Annotated in this window: 14 protein-coding genes; 3 read left to right on the top strand and 11 right to left on the bottom strand. The window is 62.5% G+C overall.

Features of this window, described 5'->3' with window-relative positions:
- Positions 1-17: 17 nt before the first annotated feature.
- The 4 genes from cysW to oscA form a co-directional block, all read right to left on the bottom strand.
- The gene (gene cysW / locus FHR27_RS19595) at positions 18-884 is read right to left on the bottom strand and encodes a sulfate ABC transporter permease subunit CysW (RefSeq protein ID WP_042554212.1); all 867 of its coding nucleotides are present in this window, start codon (positions 882-884) and stop codon (positions 18-20) included.
- A gap of 10 nt (positions 885-894) precedes the next feature.
- Positions 895-1,707 carry a sulfate ABC transporter permease subunit CysT gene (cysT, locus tag FHR27_RS19590; protein ID WP_042554213.1) on the bottom strand — a complete coding sequence of 271 codons (813 nt, stop codon included), beginning with the start codon at positions 1,705-1,707 and terminating at the stop codon, positions 895-897.
- An 80-nt stretch (positions 1,708-1,787) separates the two neighbouring features.
- Positions 1,788-2,789, bottom strand: coding sequence for a sulfate ABC transporter substrate-binding protein (locus FHR27_RS19585; protein WP_042554214.1), 1,002 nt, complete (start codon positions 2,787-2,789; stop codon positions 1,788-1,790).
- A gap of 151 nt (positions 2,790-2,940) precedes the next feature.
- Complete coding sequence (gene oscA, locus FHR27_RS19580) at positions 2,941-3,123, bottom strand: sulfur starvation response protein OscA (protein ID WP_042554215.1); 183 nt, start codon at positions 3,121-3,123, stop codon at positions 2,941-2,943.
- Positions 3,124-3,439: 316 nt separating this feature from the next.
- On the opposite strand from oscA, the gene FHR27_RS19575 reads away from it, so the two are divergent.
- Together FHR27_RS19575 and FHR27_RS19570 are read left to right on the top strand one after the other, a co-directional pair.
- Positions 3,440-4,021 (top strand): alpha/beta hydrolase, encoded by a 582-nt coding sequence (locus FHR27_RS19575; protein ID WP_042554216.1) that lies wholly within the window; start codon positions 3,440-3,442, stop codon positions 4,019-4,021.
- Positions 4,022-4,122: 101 nt separating this feature from the next.
- The gene (locus FHR27_RS19570) at positions 4,123-5,073 is read left to right on the top strand and encodes a sigma 54-interacting transcriptional regulator (RefSeq protein WP_042554217.1); all 951 of its coding nucleotides are present in this window, start codon (positions 4,123-4,125) and stop codon (positions 5,071-5,073) included.
- Between the two features lie 169 nt (positions 5,074-5,242).
- On the opposite strand, the gene modC is transcribed toward FHR27_RS19570, so the two are convergent.
- The 7 genes from modC to FHR27_RS19535 all read right to left on the bottom strand — a co-directional run bounded on the left by modC (position 5,243) and on the right by FHR27_RS19535 (position 12,379).
- On the bottom strand, positions 5,243-6,337 hold the full coding sequence (gene modC, locus FHR27_RS19565; protein ID WP_179539333.1) for a molybdenum ABC transporter ATP-binding protein: 1,095 nt from the start codon (positions 6,335-6,337) through the stop codon (positions 5,243-5,245).
- Positions 6,334-7,017, bottom strand: coding sequence for a molybdate ABC transporter permease subunit (gene modB / locus FHR27_RS19560; protein WP_042554219.1), 684 nt, complete (start codon positions 7,015-7,017; stop codon positions 6,334-6,336). Before modB ends, modC begins: the two co-directional genes overlap by 4 nt.
- A 262-nt stretch (positions 7,018-7,279) precedes the next feature.
- On the bottom strand, positions 7,280-8,038 hold the full coding sequence (modA, locus tag FHR27_RS19555; RefSeq protein WP_179539332.1) for a molybdate ABC transporter substrate-binding protein: 759 nt from the start codon (positions 8,036-8,038) through the stop codon (positions 7,280-7,282).
- Positions 8,039-8,235: 197 nt separating this feature from the next.
- Positions 8,236-9,096, bottom strand: a complete 861-nt coding sequence (locus FHR27_RS19550) for a glycine betaine ABC transporter substrate-binding protein (protein WP_042554221.1) — start codon at positions 9,094-9,096, stop codon at positions 8,236-8,238.
- Between the two features lie 215 nt (positions 9,097-9,311).
- Positions 9,312-10,256 carry a choline ABC transporter substrate-binding protein gene (locus FHR27_RS19545; protein ID WP_042554222.1) on the bottom strand — a complete coding sequence of 315 codons (945 nt, stop codon included), beginning with the start codon at positions 10,254-10,256 and terminating at the stop codon, positions 9,312-9,314.
- Positions 10,257-10,299: 43 nt separating this feature from the next.
- Positions 10,300-11,181 (bottom strand): ABC transporter permease, encoded by an 882-nt coding sequence (locus tag FHR27_RS19540; protein WP_042554223.1) that lies wholly within the window; start codon positions 11,179-11,181, stop codon positions 10,300-10,302.
- Position 11,182: 1 nt separating this feature from the next.
- Positions 11,183-12,379, bottom strand: a complete 1,197-nt coding sequence (locus tag FHR27_RS19535; RefSeq protein ID WP_179539331.1) for a quaternary amine ABC transporter ATP-binding protein — start codon at positions 12,377-12,379, stop codon at positions 11,183-11,185.
- A gap of 1,274 nt (positions 12,380-13,653) precedes the next feature.
- Between FHR27_RS19535 and FHR27_RS19530 the strand changes: the two genes are divergently transcribed.
- Positions 13,654-14,754, top strand: coding sequence for a GlxA family transcriptional regulator (locus tag FHR27_RS19530; RefSeq protein WP_042554225.1), 1,101 nt, complete (start codon positions 13,654-13,656; stop codon positions 14,752-14,754).
- The last annotated feature ends 308 nt before the right edge of the window (positions 14,755-15,062 follow it).

Here is a 15,062-nt window from a genome sequence, read left to right as displayed (position 1 = left end):
GGCGCCGGCGGAATGATTCAATCGTCCTGATTCGTCTTGAACTGCCGGCTCAAGCGCGCTTCGCTCCATTGGCGAAGCAGCAACACGACCAGGGCCATGACCAGCAACAGGATGGCCACGCTGAACGCGGCGACGATGTTGTATTCGTTGTAGAGAATCTCGATGTGCAGTGGCAGCGTGTTGGTGTAACCGCGGATGTGCCCGGAAACCACCGAGACCGCGCCAAACTCGCCCATCGCCCGCGCCGTGCAGAGCACCACGCCGTAGACCAGCGCCCATTTTACGTTAGGCAGCGTCACATGCCAGAACATCTGCCAGCCGTTGGCGCCGAGCAGGCGTGCGGCTTCTTCTTCGGTGGTGCCCTGTTCCTCCATCAGCGGGATCAGTTCGCGCGCGACGAAGGGGAAGGTGACGAAGATGGTCGCCAGCACGATGCCCGGTACGGCGTAGATGATCTGCAGGTTCTGATCCTGCAGGTATGGCGCCAGCTTGCTCTGCGCGCCGAACAGCAGCACGTAGATCAGGCCGGCGACCACCGGCGATACCGAAAACGGCATGTCGATCAGGGTGACCAGCACGCTCTTGCCGCGGAACTCGAACTTGGTCACCGACCAGGCCGCCGCGACGCCGAACACCAGGTTCAGCGGTACGGAAATGGCCGTGGCCAGCAGGGTCAGCTTGAGTGCGGAAATGGCGTCCGGCTCGCGGATCGCCTCCCAGAAGAATTCCAGGCCACGGCTCAGACCCTGGGTGACGACGATGTACAGCGGCAGCACGAGGATCACCGCGAACACCGCCCAGGCGATGACGATCAGGGCGATGGCGCCGGGGGAGCGGCGTACCGGGCGCGCAGCCGCGTTCTTGCTAAGGGTTGCAAGGCTCATGACGGGCTCCTCAGATTTGCGGCTGGATGCGGCGCTGCAGCAGGTTGATCAGCAGCAGCAGAATGAACGAGACCACCAGCATCAGCACGCCAATGGCGGTGGCGCTCGGGTAGTCGTACTGATCCAGCTTGGAGACGATCAACAGCGGCAGAATCTCGGTCTTCATCGGAATGTTGCCGGCGATGAACACCACGGAGCCGTACTCACCGACTCCCCGGGCGAAGGCCAGGGCGAAGCCGGTGATCCAGGCGGGCAGCAGGCTTGGCAGCAGCACGTGCCAGAACACCTGCAGGGGTTTGGCACCCAGGCAGGAGGCCGCTTCTTCGACTTCCTTGGGAAAGTCGGCGAGTACCGGCTGCAGGGTGCGCACCACGAACGGCAGGGTCACGAACACCAGCGCCAGGGTGATGCCCAGCGGGGTGTAGGCGATCTTGAAGGGGAACAGCGAGCCGATCATGCCGTTGGGCGCGTACAGCGCGGTCAGGGCGATACCGGCGACCGCGGTGGGCAGGGCGAATGGCATGTCGACCATGGCATCGATGATGCGTCGGCCGGGGAAGGTATAGCGCACCAGTACCCAGGCGATGATGGTGCCGAGGATGCCATTGAGCAGCGCCGCCGCCAGGGCGGTGCCGAAGGAAAGCTTGAGGGAGAACAGCACCTGGCGATTGGTGATCAGGTTCCACCACTGCTCCAGCGACAGCTGCAGCGAGAACAGGAACATGGCACCCAGCGGAATCAGCACGACCAGGGCGAGGTAGGTCAGGGTGTAGCCCAGAGTCAGCCCGAAGCCGGGTATGACCGAGGAAGTTCGACGAGACATGGAGAGTCCTTTTAATCAGGTCCGCAGAGCGAAGCCCGCCATTCCTTCAGGAGTGGCGGGCTTCGTCGATAAGGCGTGGCTTACTGATTGATCTTCTTGAAGATGTCGTCGAACACGCCGCCGTCGTCGAAGTACTTGGGCTGTGCGGAGCTCCAGCCACCGAAGTCCTTGTCGATGGTGACCAGTTCCAGATCCTTGAACTGATTCTTGAACTCGGCCGCCACTTCGGCGTTGCGCGGACGGTAGAAGTTCTTCGCGGCGATGCGCTGGCCTTCTTCGCTGTACAGGTACTGCAGGTAGGCTTCGGCGGCCTTGCGGGTGCCCTTGCGGTCGACGTTCTTGTCGACGACGGCCACCGGCGGCTCGGCGAGGATGGACAGCGACGGGGTGACGATCTCCAGCTGGTCGCCGCCTTCTTCGGCCAGCGACAGGTAGGCTTCGTTCTCCCACGCCAGCAGTACGTCGCCCAGGCCACGTTGTACGAAGCTGATGGTCGAACCACGGGCACCGGTGTCCAGAACCGGCGCGTGACGGTACAGCTCGGTCACGTATTCCAGGGCTTTTTCGTCGCTGCCGTATTTCTTCTTGGCGTAAGCCCAGGCGGCGAGGAAGTTCCAGCGTGCACCACCGGAGGTTTTCGGGTTCGGGGTGATGATTTCGACGCCATCCTTGACCAGGTCATCCCAGTCCTTGATGCCTTTCGGGTTGCCCTTGCGCACCAGGAACACGATGGTCGAGGTGTACGGTGTGCTGTTGTCGGCCAGGCGTTTCTGCCAGTCCTTGTCGATCAGCGGCTGGTTCAGGTTGATCGCGTCGATGTCGCCGGACAGCGCGAGGGTCACCACGTCGGCCTGCAGGCCGTCGATCACCGCACGAGCCTGTTTGCCCGAGCCGCCGTGAGACTGCTGGATGGTCAGGGCTTCGTTGCCTTGTTCCTGCCAGTGCTTGTTGAACGCCTTGTTGAATTCGACGTACAGCTCACGGGTCGGGTCGTAGGACACGTTGAGCAGGGTCTGGGCAGAAACCGGGCCGGCTACCAGGGCGCTGGCGAGTGCAGCGAGTGCGAAACGGCGAATGGACATGGTGGAGCTCCTCGATACTGAATACGGTGCTGTGCGTGTTTGGCGTGCTCTGTTATTCGATGCCTGCTCTAGGCAGGCATTCGTGGGTTACATCGGGAGTAGCGATAGGGATTCATGCTGGCGGCCCGTGGTCGGGTTGGCGGAATGGTGATCAGGCGTTCTTGCTGCCGGATTGCTGAAGGCGGAATTTTTCCTTGCGCTCGATCTGCACGACCTGACCGTTGTGCACGGTGATCTCTACCGAGCCGAATTTCAGGCCGTTCAGGGCGCTTTGGATCTCACGCAGGATGGTGGCGTCATCCTGGCCTTCCAGGTTGCGAAGGGTTGCGGTCATGGCTAAAGGCTCCTTGCCCTCGTTCTCGGTGCGACGGCTGTCGGCTGCGGGGCGTGGAGCGGATACTAGGGAATCTGAAATATTCTTAAAAATACTGTTTAAGAACATTTATATTTCTTCTGGATATATAGCCGTTTTGCGGTCGTTACAGATCGTTATTTGCTTATGAGGAATAAGCAAAGAAGTTCTTATTCTTTTTAGTCTCGTTCTTGGCCTCCTACACTGCACGCCATGCAGACGTGATGCACAGGGTGCAGATGCACTTGCACACGGTGCACTGACTACTGCACGACAGGCAGACACGGGAGGCGCCGCGATGCGCAGTGAAGCGATTCGATACCTGATAGTGCCGGGCTGGCAGGGCTCGGGCGATGACCATTGGCAGAGCCACTGGCAGCGCAGCCTGCCCAATAGTGCGCGGGTCGAGCAGCTGGACTGGCTGACGCCGCGCCGCGAGGATTGGGTTGCCGCTCTGGAACGGCAGATCGTCGCCGACCCGAGGCCGGCGATTCTCATCGCCCACAGCCTGGGCTGCGTCACGGTCGCCCACTGGGCGGCGCAGGCGCCCGTGGCGTCGCTGCGTCGCGTGCGCGGTGCGCTGCTGGTCGCACCGGCCGATGTGCAGCGCCCCAACTGCCCCGAAGCGCTGCGTAATTTCGCGCCGATTCCTCCGCACCTGCTGCCATTCCCCAGCCAGTTGGTCGGTTCCGACAACGACTCGGCCGCCAGTGCCGCGCGCGCCATCGAACTGGCCCGTGATTGGGGCAGCGAGACCGCCATCCTCAGTGGCGCCGGGCACATCAACGTGAAGTCCGGGCACCAGCGCTGGGAGCAGGGCTTCGCCTATCTGTTCCGGCTGCAGAACCGCATCGAGCAGCAAATGCGTCGCCGCGCCTGACAACGGCATGCCGCCGCGCCCTGCCGGGCGCAGTTCGAGGGCGCGTCGCCAATCCCATCTTCCCACGGTCGCTCGCGGCCTGACGTCAAAGAGAGTGAGTTATGAGCCTGTCATCGGCTGGCGATCAGTCGCTGCTGATTTTCCCCGATGCGGACAAGAGTCCGCTGAGTATTCGTGCCAAGGCGCTGGTGTTCATCGACCCACGGACCCGGCAGTTACGCGAAGAAGTCGAGCGTCTGGCCGGTTTGCCCGTACCCATCCTGATCCAGGGTGAAACCGGTACCGGCAAGGAACTGCTGGCGCGCCACATTCACCGGGCCAGCGAGCGCCCCGGGCTGTTCGTCGCCCTGAGCTGCAGTGGTTTGAGCCTCAACCACGCCGAGGCCGAGCTGTTCGGCTACGTGGCCGGCGCCCATCAGGGCGCGCCGAGCAGCCGCGCCGGCTGGCTGGGCTCCGCCAACGGCGGCACGCTCTATCTGGACGAGATCGCCGACCTGCCGCTGCCCCTGCAGGATCAGTTGCTCAGTGTGCTGGAGACCGGCGAAGCCTGGCGAGTTGGCGCTGCACAGCCGACCCCGCTGGACGTGCGCCTGGTGGCCGCCACCAGCATCGACCTGTGGCAGGCCGTGAAGGCTGGCAAGTTCGACGAGCGCCTGGCCCATTACCTGAGCGATGGCCGCCTCGAGTTGCCGCCGCTGCGCGAGCGGGTTGGCGACGTGCTGCCGCTGGCCGAGTACTTCCTGGGTATCTACGCCCAGCGTCTGCGCCTGCCACTACCTGGTATCAGCCTCGCCGCCCAGGCCGTGCTCGAGCGGCATGACTGGCCGGGCAATACCCGCGAGCTGGAGAACGTGGTGCACTTCGCCCTGCTGGTCTCCGGCGCCGACGAGATCGACGCGCAACACCTCAACCTGCCAGCCGCACCGCCGTTGAAGCGCATCGAACACGCCCTCGATCAGTTGCTTGACGAGGGTGACACCCGGCAACTGGCCGCGCTTCGTGAATTGCTGCGGCGTGCTGAGGCAAGGGCGCCGGTGCTGGCGGCTTCCTGATACGACACTGGGTGAGTGGGTGGTTAAAGACAAAAGCGGACATCGGCGCAGTATCTGTGGGAGCGGGCCATGCCCGCGATTTTCGCGCGCATGGCGCGCTCCCACAGTGGATCGGCGAATGGCTGCTTTCGCCACCTTTCAGCCATCTGCATGACTGAGCCCATTGCGCCTATGAGGCCAGCAGCGACACCGACTTGACCTGCACCCACAGCGGTTGCCCGGCGCGTATATCCAACTGGTCGAAGGAGTAGCGGGTGATGCGCGCGATGATGCGTTGCTCAGCGAGCTGCAGTTCGACCAGGCGGTGCGCCGGGTTGGGCAGTTCGAACCAGCGTTCGACCGTCGCTGGCAGCAAGTTGAGCACGCTGCTGTCGCGGGCCTGTTCCAGGCTCAGGCTGACGTCACGGGCCTTGATCTTGATGCGCACCTGACGCCCTGCCGGCAACGGCGCGTGGGCCAGCCGCAGGCAGGCCGTGCTGCCAGGCAGCCTGATATCGAGCAGGTCGTAGTGCGCGTCGTGCCGCTCGACCTGGCCTTCGATCACCGCCTCGGCATCGTCCTCGAAGATGAATGGCAGGTCGCTGCGAATCAGCGTTTCCTTGAGTGGCCCGCTGGCCGTGACCCTGCCTTCGTCGAGCACCACCAGATGATCGGCAAGACGTGCCACTTCGTCCGGTGCGTGGCTGACGTAGAGGATCGGGATATCCAGCTCGTCATGCAGGCGCTCCAGGTACGGCAGCACCTCGCCCTTGCGTTTGAGATCCAGCGCCGCCAGTGGCTCGTCCATCAGCAGCAGACGCGGGCTGGTGAGCAGGGCGCGGGCCATGCCGACGCGCTGGCGCTCACCGCCGGAGAGGCGGTCCGGCAGGCGTTCGAGCAGGTGCTCGATGCCAAGCAGCTCGACCGCCTGCTCCAGCGGTACACGGCGCTCGGCCTTGGCGATGCGTTTGAAACCGAACTCGAGGTTGCGCAGCACCGAGAGGTGGGGAAACAGGTTGGCGTCCTGGAACACGTAGCCGACCGGGCGCTGGTGGGCTGGCAGCCAGACACCGCTGGCGCTGTCCTGCCAGGTTTCGCCATTGATCTGCAGGTAACCGCTGCCCGGTCGTTCCAGGCCGGCGACGCAGCGCAGCAGGGTGGTCTTGCCCGAACCGGAGTGGCCGAACAGGGCGCTGACACCGCGCCCGGGCAAGTGCAGGTCGACATCCAGGGTGAAGCCGGGATGCGTGAGGTTGAAACGGGCGTGGATCCGGGAATCGCTCATGTCCAGGCCTTCTGGCCGCGGCGGCCGCTGGAGTAGAGCGCAAGCAGCACCAGGAAGGAGAACGCCACCATGCCGCCGGCCAGCCAGTGGGCCTGGGCGTACTCCATGGTTTCCACGTGGTTGTAGATCTGCACCGAGGCCACCTGAGTCTTGCCGGGAATGTTGCCACCGATCATCAGCACCACGCCGAACTCACCGACGGTGTGGGCGAAACCGAGGATCGCCGCGGTGAGAAAGCCCGGCCTGGCCAGCGGCAGCACCACGCTGAAAAAGGTGTCCCAGGGGCCGGCGCGCAGCGTTGCCGCTGCCTCCAGCGGTGCACGGCCCATGGCTTCGAAGGCGTTCTGCAACGGCTGCACCACGAACGGCAGGGAATAGAACACCGAGCCGATAAGCAGCCCGGCGAAGGTGAAGGTCAGGGTACCCAGGCCGAGTGCCTGGGTCAGTTGGCCGAAGAAGCCGTTGGGGCCCATGCTGATCAGCAGGTAGAAGCCGATCACTGTCGGCGGCAGCACCAGCGGCAGGGCGACGATGGCGCCGATCGGTCGCTTCAGCCAGGAATCGGTACGCGACAGCCACCAGGCGATGGGCGTGCCGACCAGCAGCAACAGCACCGTGGTCAGGGTGGCCAGTTCCAGCGTGAGGAGAATGGCGGCGAAATCGTTGGGCCCCAGGGGCATGCAATGGCCTTTCAGCTGTGGTGGACGGGGAAAAGTGCCGGAGCAGGCTGCTGATCTTCCGACGTGGGCGCCGGCATTTCAAATCGATGGCTGCAAAGTGGCGAAAGCGGACCTTCGATTTGGTGGGCTAAAGCCCACCCTACAGCCTGTGGGAGCGGGCCATGCCCGCGATTTTTCGCGCGCATGGCGCGCTCCCACATTGGAGCGGCGAACCGCCGCTATCGCCTTGCTGCATCCGCTCGCAAGGTCGTTGACAGGCCATTCAAAGCTGGTAGCCGTAGGCCTTGATGATTTCGGCGGCTTTCGGGCCCTTCAGGTAATCGACCAGTGCCTTGGCTGCCGGGTTGGTGGCGCCTTTCTTGAGGATGAGCGCGTCCTGGCGGATCGGCTCGTACATCGTTTCGGGCACTACCCAGGCCGAACCACTGGTGATCTGGTCATCCTTGTACACCTGGGAGAGGGCGACGAAGCCCAGCTCGGCGTTGCCGGTGGAGACGAACTGCAGCGCCTGGGTGATGTTCTGGCCTTCGACGATCTTGCCCTTCAGGGCGTCGCTCAGGCCCAGCTTGGCCAGGGTCTGAGTGGCGGCCAGACCATAGGGCGCAGCCTTCGGATTGGCGATGGACAGGTGCTTGAAGTCGCCTTTCTCGAGCACGGCGCCCCTGTCATCGACGACGCCGTCTTTCGGCGACCACAGCACCAGCTTGCCGATGGCGTAGGTGAAGCGCGAACCGTCCACGCTCTGGCCTTCTTTCTCGAGCTTGGCCGGGGTGCTGTCGTCGGCCGAGAGAAAGACCTCGAAGGGCGCACCGTTGCTGATCTGCGCGTAGAACTGCCCGGTGGCCCCGTAGGAGGCTTGCACGCTGTGCCCGGTGTCCTTCTCGAACGCGCTGGCAATGGCCTGCATCGGCGCGGTGAAGTTGGCGGCGACCGCCACCTGTACCTGATCGGCCAGGGCGTTGCCCGCCATGGCCAGGCTGGCGCAAAGAACGAAAAGTGGATGAACGAGGCGGTTGCGCATGGACGGCTCCTGAGGGTGTGGGCCACCAACGGCGGCCACTTGCGGTAACGCTATATACAAAAATATATGGCGATAGGGAAGCGAAACCGTCAGGTTGCCCAGCGCAATGGGTCGATCCTTTTCAGGCGTGAGAACGAAAAATGCCAGTCAGATCACCTGACTGGCATTTTCGAGACCCCCGGCAGCGGGGTGTCAGATCACTTCAGCCATTCGGCGACGCGATCCGGGTTCTTGGCGATCCACTGCTTGGCCGCTTCTTCCGGCTTCACGCCGTCGCGGATGGACAGCATTACCGCGCCCACTTCCTCGGCGCTCCAGGACAGCTTCTTGAGGAAAGCCACGGCTTCCGGCGCCTTGGCTTCCAGGGCCGGGTTGGCGACGGTGTCGACGTGCTCGGCTTCGCCGAAGACGTTTTTCGGGTCTTCCAGGAAGCGCAGCTTCCATTGCGCGAACATCCAGTGGGGGATCCAGCCGGTCACCACGATGGGCTTCTGGGCTTTCTCGGCGCGGGTCAGGGCGGTGGCCATGGCCGGGCCCGAGCTCGGCATCAGCTTGATGCTCTTGAGGTCGTATTCCTTGATCGCGTCTTCGGCACGGCGCATCACGCCAGCGCCGGCATCGATACCGGTGATCTTGCCGTCGAAGTCCTTGGCGTATTTTTCCAGGTCAGCGATGGTCTTGGCTTCCACGTAGTCCGGCACGATCAGACCGATCTTGGCGCCGTCGTAGTTGGTGCCCAGGACGGTGACCTTGTCCTTGAGCTTCTCGAAGTATTCGCCGTGGGTGGCTGGCAGCCAGGCGGAGAGGGTCACGTCGAGGTCGCCGCGGGCCAGGCCCTGCCACATGATGGCGGGTTCTACCGGCTGCAGGGTGACGTCGTAACCGAGTTTGGTCTTGAGAATTTCGCCCGCGACGTGGGTGACGGCGACGCTGTCGTCCCAGCCATTCACGTAGCCGATCTTCAGGGCGGGTTTGTCCGCTGCCATGGCGCTGGACATGCCCATGGCCAGGGCGGCGACGCCGAGGCTCTGCAGGCAGAGGCGTTTGAATCTTTGCATAGGTCTTGCTCCGTCAGTGAGTGGCAGTTCTGGGGGTTTACTGGCTCGTTCTGATCGCGGGCCTTGCGGCACCGGCTGTGCAGAGCAGGGCATGGCCCTGGTGAAACCGGGCGCATGGGAGGCGCGCCTCCCGGCGGACAGGCTACGCACCGTGCGTTGCCTGTCTGTACCTGACCCGGCTGCCAGCAGCCGGGTCGCGGTGAGTGCGGGCTCGTTCAGAGCCCGACGAATTTCTTCACTGCAGCAACGCCATCCTGGCCATCGAACGTGGTCACGCCTTCCAGCCAGGCGTCGAGCGCCTGCGGGTTAGCCTTGATCCACTCCTTGGCCACCTCGGCCGGGTCTTTCTTCTCCAGCACTTTTTCCATCAGCTGGCTTTCGATATCGACGTTGAACTGCAGGTTGTTCAGCAGTTTGCCGACGTTGGCGCAGCGCGCTTCGTAATCCGGCGGTACCACGGTGTAAACCTTGGCGGCGCCATAATCCGGGCCGAACACGTCGTCACCACCGGACAGGTAGGTGATGTCCTGCTGGGTGTTCATCGGGTGCGGTGCCCAGCCGAGGAAGACCACCGGCTCTTTCTTGCGAATCGCGCGCTGCACCTGCACCAGCATGCCGGCCTCGCTGGACTCGATCATCTTGAAATCGCCGAGATCGAAGGTGTTGCCCTTGATCATGCCTTCGATCAGCAGGTTGCCGTCGTTGCCCGGCTCGATGCCGTAGATCTTGCCGCCCAGCTGATCCTTGAACTTGGCGATGTCCTGAAAGCTCTTCAGGCCCGCTTCGGCTGCATAGGTCGGCACGGCCAGGGTGTACTTGGCGCCTTCGAGGTTGGCCTTGGGCAGGACCTTGACGCTGTTGTCCTTGGTGAACGGCTCGATCACCGAGTCCATGGATGGCGCCCAGTAACCGAGGAACACGTCGATCTGCTTGTTCTTCACACCGGTGAAGGCGATTGGCACCGAGGCCATGGTCTTGCGCGGCTGATAGCCGAGGCCTTCGGTCAGCGTCATGGCCACACCGGTGGTAGCAGCGATGTCGGCCCAGCCGATCTCGGCGAAACGCACCTGCTTGCAGCTTGCCGGCTCTTGAGCCCAGGCGCCCTGCATCAGCACGCAGGACAGCACACCTACGCCCGCCACCTTGTAAAAGTTGTTCATCCGCGGATCCTTGTAGAGTTGAAAGAACGCTGAGTATGGCCGCTTACTGACGTTGCAGACGAGCGCTCAACCAGTTCAGCCAGCCGGCACGGTTCGCCGCGGTTTGCGGGGTGCCGAAACTCTCGGTGATGCGGTCGAGGATGATCGCCAGCAGGACCACGGCCATGCCGCTTTCGAAGCCCAGGCCGATGTCCAGACGCTGGATACTGGCCAGCACGTCGTTACCCAGGCCGCCCGCGCCGACCATGGAGGCGATGATCACCATCGACAGGGCCATCATGATGGTCTGGTTGACGCCCGCCATGATCGACGGCATCGCGTTGGGCAGCTGCACCTTGAACAGCAGTTGGCGACCGTTGCAGCCGAACGACTGGCCAGCCTCGACGATTTCCTTGTTGACCTGGCGGATGCCCAGGCTGGTCAGGCGTACCGCAGGTGGCATGGCGAAGATCACCGTGGCGATGATGCCGGGCACGCGACCGAGGCCGAACAGCATGGCCGCGGGGATCAGGTAGACGAACGCCGGCATGGTCTGCATGAAGTCCAGAATCGGCCGGATGATGGTCGACACGCGCTCGCTCTTGGCCGCCCAGATGCCCAGCGGAATACCCATCAGCAAGCTGATCAGGGTCGCCGAGAAGGTCAGGCCGAGGGTCACTACCGTCTGCTCCCAGAAGCCGGTCATGACGATCAGCACGAAGGCGATGGCGGTGAACACCGCGAAGCGAAAGCCGATACGCCACAGGCCGAGGGCCACGAAGATGGCGATCAGCAGCCAGGCCGGGGGCAGCATGAGTACCGCCTCGATACCTTCGGAAAAGCCGCTGACCACGCTGCCGATGCTGTCGAAAGCGCCGCTGTAGTTATCCAGCAGGTGTTGTACGGAGTCGTTGACCCAGCTTCCCAGATCCAGTTTCTCGCTCATGTCATTCTCCCTGCAGACGAGTCAGGAGGCGGCCTTTGCTGATGGCGCCACTGTAATTGCCGTCCTGGTCGACCACCGGGATCGGACCCTCGTTGTCCACCAGGCGACCGATCACCTGATCCAGTGGCATGTCCTCGGGAACCGGATTGATTTCCTTGAGCACGGCCTGGTTCAGGGAGCAGGATTCGCCGCCTTCGACCAGCAGGGCGATCTTCTCCAGGCTGATGGAGCCTTGGAACTTGTTGTCTTCGTCGACGATGAAGGCGTAGTGCTTGTCCTGTTCCTGCAGCTCACGGCAAACGGTTTGCGCATCGGGCGCTTTACCGTTGTGCACGTAGATCGGCACGCTGTCGGACTTGAGCTGGCCAGCGGTGAGATAGCGGCTGGTGTCGACCGTATCGAAGAAGTTGCGCACGTATTCGTTGGCAGGATTGTCGATGAGTTCCTGTGGCGTGCCGACCTGAATCAGCTTGCCGCCTTCCATGATGCCGATGCGACTGCCGATGCGCATGGCCTCTTCGATATCGTGAGACACGAAGATGATGGTGCGGCGGTCGGTCTTCTGCAGCTCGAGCAGGATGTCCTGCATCTCGCGGCGCTTGAGTGGGTCGAGGGCCGAGAAGGCCTCATCCATGATGATCATCGAGGGGTCGACTGCCAGGGCGCGAGCCAGGCCGACGCGCTGTTGCATGCCGCCCGAGAGCTCGTGGGGGAATTTGCTGGCGAAGGTATCCAGACCAACCTGGGTGAGGACCTGCATGGCGCGCTCTTCGCGCTCCTTGCGGCCCTTGCCGGCCACTTCGAGGCCGAAGGCGGCGTTGTCCAGAACGGTGCGCGAGGGCATCAGTGCGAATGACTGGAAGACCATGCTCATGTCGCGGCGGCGCAGTTCGATCAGTTGATCCTTGGGCAGCTTGGCGACGTTCTGCCCGTCGATGAAGACGTCTCCGGCAGTCGGTTCGACCAACCGGTTGATCAGGCGGATGAGGGTGGATTTACCGGAGCCGGAGAGGCCCATCAGTACGAAGATTTCACCTTCCTCGACGCTGAACGAGACGTCGCTGACGCCAATGACGGCGCCTTTCTCGGCGAGAATTCTGTCCTTGCTCCAACCTTGCTTGAGCAGGTCGATGGCTTCTTGCGGCTTGTCGCCAAACACCTTGTAGAGGTTCTCGACGACGATTTTTCCAGACTGCATGGGATGGTTCCCCTTCAGTAGACATCCAGAGCAGCTACACGCGGCCTGCCGAGCGCCCACCGGGCGTTCGTCAGGCGATGTCGACTGTTCTTGCTTGTGGGTATATACACGGTTCCGAGGTTTGGACAGCGTTCTGTTACATGGCGTTCTGCTGGCACTCGCGCACGCTCCCAGAGACCTGCCCTGGCTGCTCGCAGCCCCCGGCATTCCTGGATTTCGTGTCGAATGAATAATGCATTGCCGTGCTGCAAACTGCTTTCCAAACCCTCTGGCAGTGTTACGAAGCCCAGTCCTTTGGGAATTCACATCTCATCCGAGATGCGCGTACATCCGAAATTTCTTGTTGGACTGGCGCCCTGTTGCGGTAGCCAGCACTTATCTGTTCTTCGGTCCGGAGCGGAGGGCTCCGGTCTGCCACTCTGGTCAAGAGCGACAGCGACGAAATCGGCTGACTCAACGATATAGTCTTGCGGTCGCGGCAATTATCGAATTGCGACCCTGACGTGTTGGGCGACGACACCAAGGTGCGTCGCCTAAAAAACCATAACAGATTTTTTCTACCCTTGGCCAAAGCTGGAGGCCGCATGTGGCGCGGTTCTCAGCTTTTCAGCCGGCCTTAGGCTAGGTGAACCGGGGGCTGTAGCGAATTCGAAAAAAAACGTATGTAAGCCTGTCGGTCGCTGCAAAAGCGTCGCTGAACGTGCGTTTTTTACACTGTACTGGTCGTCTGCTGGCCATGTAGGCGGCAGGGATCCGAGAGCCGATGGCTGTCGATGGATCGAGATGAGCCGGCTTTGATAATGCCGTGCCGGCCGTTCGCCATGATCGTCGATGGGCGCGGCAGATAGAAGGAAATCCTGACTGTCGCCCGTGGGCGCTTTTTGCTCAGATGACCGGTCATCCGCCAGCTTTTGGTGCAGGTGAAGCGCGGGCCGAATCGTCATTGCCGTGACTACTCGGTCACAGCCTCCGTTACTGTCGGCAGGTAACCCTCACAAATGTACGGGAACACCCATTGGCGGCAGTGCTACCAAAATGCTCAGGCCCTTGTGGCAGGGCACTTCACGGCTATTTCACGAAGCATCTGCGAGCCCCCGCGGCTCGCTCTGCCGGGGCGTTCCAGCCTGGTGCACGTTTTTGTTGAACGACCGTTCAATGTCGGCATGACCTTTGCGTTGCATAGGCCATCTGCTTGACTGCCTTGTGCCGTGAATACAAGAAAATCAGAGCCTCGCGATGAAGGCTCACAACGTGCTTAGCGTGAGGGTTCACCGATGTCACAGTTCAATCAAGGAGCGCAGCTCCAGAGCCGTGTTCCCCAATCCATCGGGTTTCTCCTGTTGGACAATTTCACCCTGATCTCCCTGGCGTCTGCCGTGGAGCCCCTGCGCATGGCCAACCAGCTCTCCGGCAAGGAGCTGTATCGCTGGCACACCCTGACCCTCAATGGCTTGCCGGTGTGCGCCAGCGACGGTCTGCAGATCACCCCGGATGCCTGTACCGCCAACGCGCCAGCCCTGAGCGCGGTGATCGTCTGTGGCGGTGTGGACATCCAGCGCAGCGTCACCCGCGAACACGTGCAGTGGCTGCAGGCCCAGGCTCGTCAGGGCCGGCAGATGGGCGCGGTGTGTACGGGCAGCTGGGCGCTGGCCAAGGCCGGTTTGCTCGACGGCTACGATTGCAGCGTGCACTGGGAGTTTCTTGCCGCGATGCAGGAGGCCTTCCCCCGTGCGGCCATCACCACGCGGCTGTTCTCCATCGACCGCAACCGCAATACCTCGTCCGGCGGCACTGCGCCGATGGACATGATGCTGCACCTGATCGGCCGCGAGCATGGTCGCGAACTGGCAGCGGCGATCTCCGAGATGTTCATCTACGAGCGCATTCGCAACGAGCAGGATCATCAGCGCGTGCCGCTCAAGCACATGCTCGGCACCAATCAGCCGAAACTGCAGGAAATCGTCGCCCTGATGGAAGCCAACCTCGAGGAGCCCATCGACCTCGATCAACTGGCGCTCTACGTGGATGTTTCGCGTCGCCAGCTGGAACGGCTGTTCCAGAAGTACCTGCACTGCTCACCGTCGCGCTATTACCTGAAGCTGCGCCTGATACGCGCCCGGCAGTTGCTCAAGCAGACCTCGATGTCGATCATCGAAGTCGCCTCGGTCTGCGGCTTCGTCTCCACCCCGCACTTCTCCAAGTGCTACCGCGAGTACTTCGGCATTCCGCCGCGCGATGAGCGCGCCGGCAGCAGCTCGAACGTGATTTCCCTGGTGCCGATCCATGACGACCTGATGCACGAGTCGTCTTCCGCCATGTCCGCGCTCAGCCGTGCTCAGGGTGAGTCGACCTTCGCCAGCGTACGCATCCTCTGATCCGAATGGCGGTGACGGCTTCTGGCCGTTACCACCGGATGCATGCTGAGCGAAAAATCGCCTGGGGCGATTTTTGCCGTCGCTTGTGACGACCCAAGGGTGGTCGCCAGGGATGCTGAGTACAAAAAAGCACCAGCCGCTCGAAAGCCATGTGTCACCGGGCTTTCAGCGCTTTCCAAACAGCTTATCCACAGCCACGCACACAGTATTTGTGCGCAAGCTATTGGTGCTGAAGAAAACGCTGCTCGTTCTTCGCGTTCATCACGGCAAAGGCCCTGGAAAGGGCCTCTCGGCGATACCGTCGAGAG

It is taken from the genome of Pseudomonas flavescens, from assembly GCF_013408425.1.
GTDB classification, from domain to species: Bacteria; Pseudomonadota; Gammaproteobacteria; order Pseudomonadales; family Pseudomonadaceae; genus Aquipseudomonas; species Aquipseudomonas fulva_A.
This window is presented reverse-complemented; position numbering and strand designations above follow the sequence as displayed.

Bases quoted from the DNA above. Each gene is read 5' to 3' on its own strand.
- modA (WP_179539332.1), bottom strand. From the start codon at position 8,038: ATGCGCAACCGCCTCGTTCATCCACTTTTCGTTCTTTGCGCCAGCCTG.
- FHR27_RS19570 (WP_042554217.1), top strand. From the start codon at position 4,123: ATGAGCCTGTCATCGGCTGGCGATCAGTCGCTGCTGATTTTCCCCGAT.
- FHR27_RS19535 (WP_179539331.1), bottom strand. From the start codon at position 12,379: ATGCAGTCTGGAAAAATCGTCGTCGAGAACCTCTACAAGGTGTTTGGC.
- cysT (WP_042554213.1), bottom strand. From the start codon at position 1,707: ATGTCTCGTCGAACTTCCTCGGTCATACCCGGCTTCGGGCTGACTCTG.
- FHR27_RS19530 (WP_042554225.1), top strand. From the start codon at position 13,654: ATGTCACAGTTCAATCAAGGAGCGCAGCTCCAGAGCCGTGTTCCCCAA.
- FHR27_RS19545 (WP_042554222.1), bottom strand. From the start codon at position 10,256: ATGAACAACTTTTACAAGGTGGCGGGCGTAGGTGTGCTGTCCTGCGTG.
- modC (WP_179539333.1), bottom strand. From the start codon at position 6,337: ATGAGCGATTCCCGGATCCACGCCCGTTTCAACCTCACGCATCCCGGC.
- FHR27_RS19585 (WP_042554214.1), bottom strand. From the start codon at position 2,789: ATGTCCATTCGCCGTTTCGCACTCGCTGCACTCGCCAGCGCCCTGGTA.
- modB (WP_042554219.1), bottom strand. From the start codon at position 7,017: ATGCCCCTGGGGCCCAACGATTTCGCCGCCATTCTCCTCACGCTGGAA.
- FHR27_RS19550 (WP_042554221.1), bottom strand. From the start codon at position 9,096: ATGCAAAGATTCAAACGCCTCTGCCTGCAGAGCCTCGGCGTCGCCGCC.
- FHR27_RS19540 (WP_042554223.1), bottom strand. From the start codon at position 11,181: ATGAGCGAGAAACTGGATCTGGGAAGCTGGGTCAACGACTCCGTACAA.
- oscA (WP_042554215.1), bottom strand. From the start codon at position 3,123: ATGACCGCAACCCTTCGCAACCTGGAAGGCCAGGATGACGCCACCATC.
- FHR27_RS19575 (WP_042554216.1), top strand. From the start codon at position 3,440: ATGCGCAGTGAAGCGATTCGATACCTGATAGTGCCGGGCTGGCAGGGC.
- cysW (WP_042554212.1), bottom strand. From the start codon at position 884: ATGAGCCTTGCAACCCTTAGCAAGAACGCGGCTGCGCGCCCGGTACGC.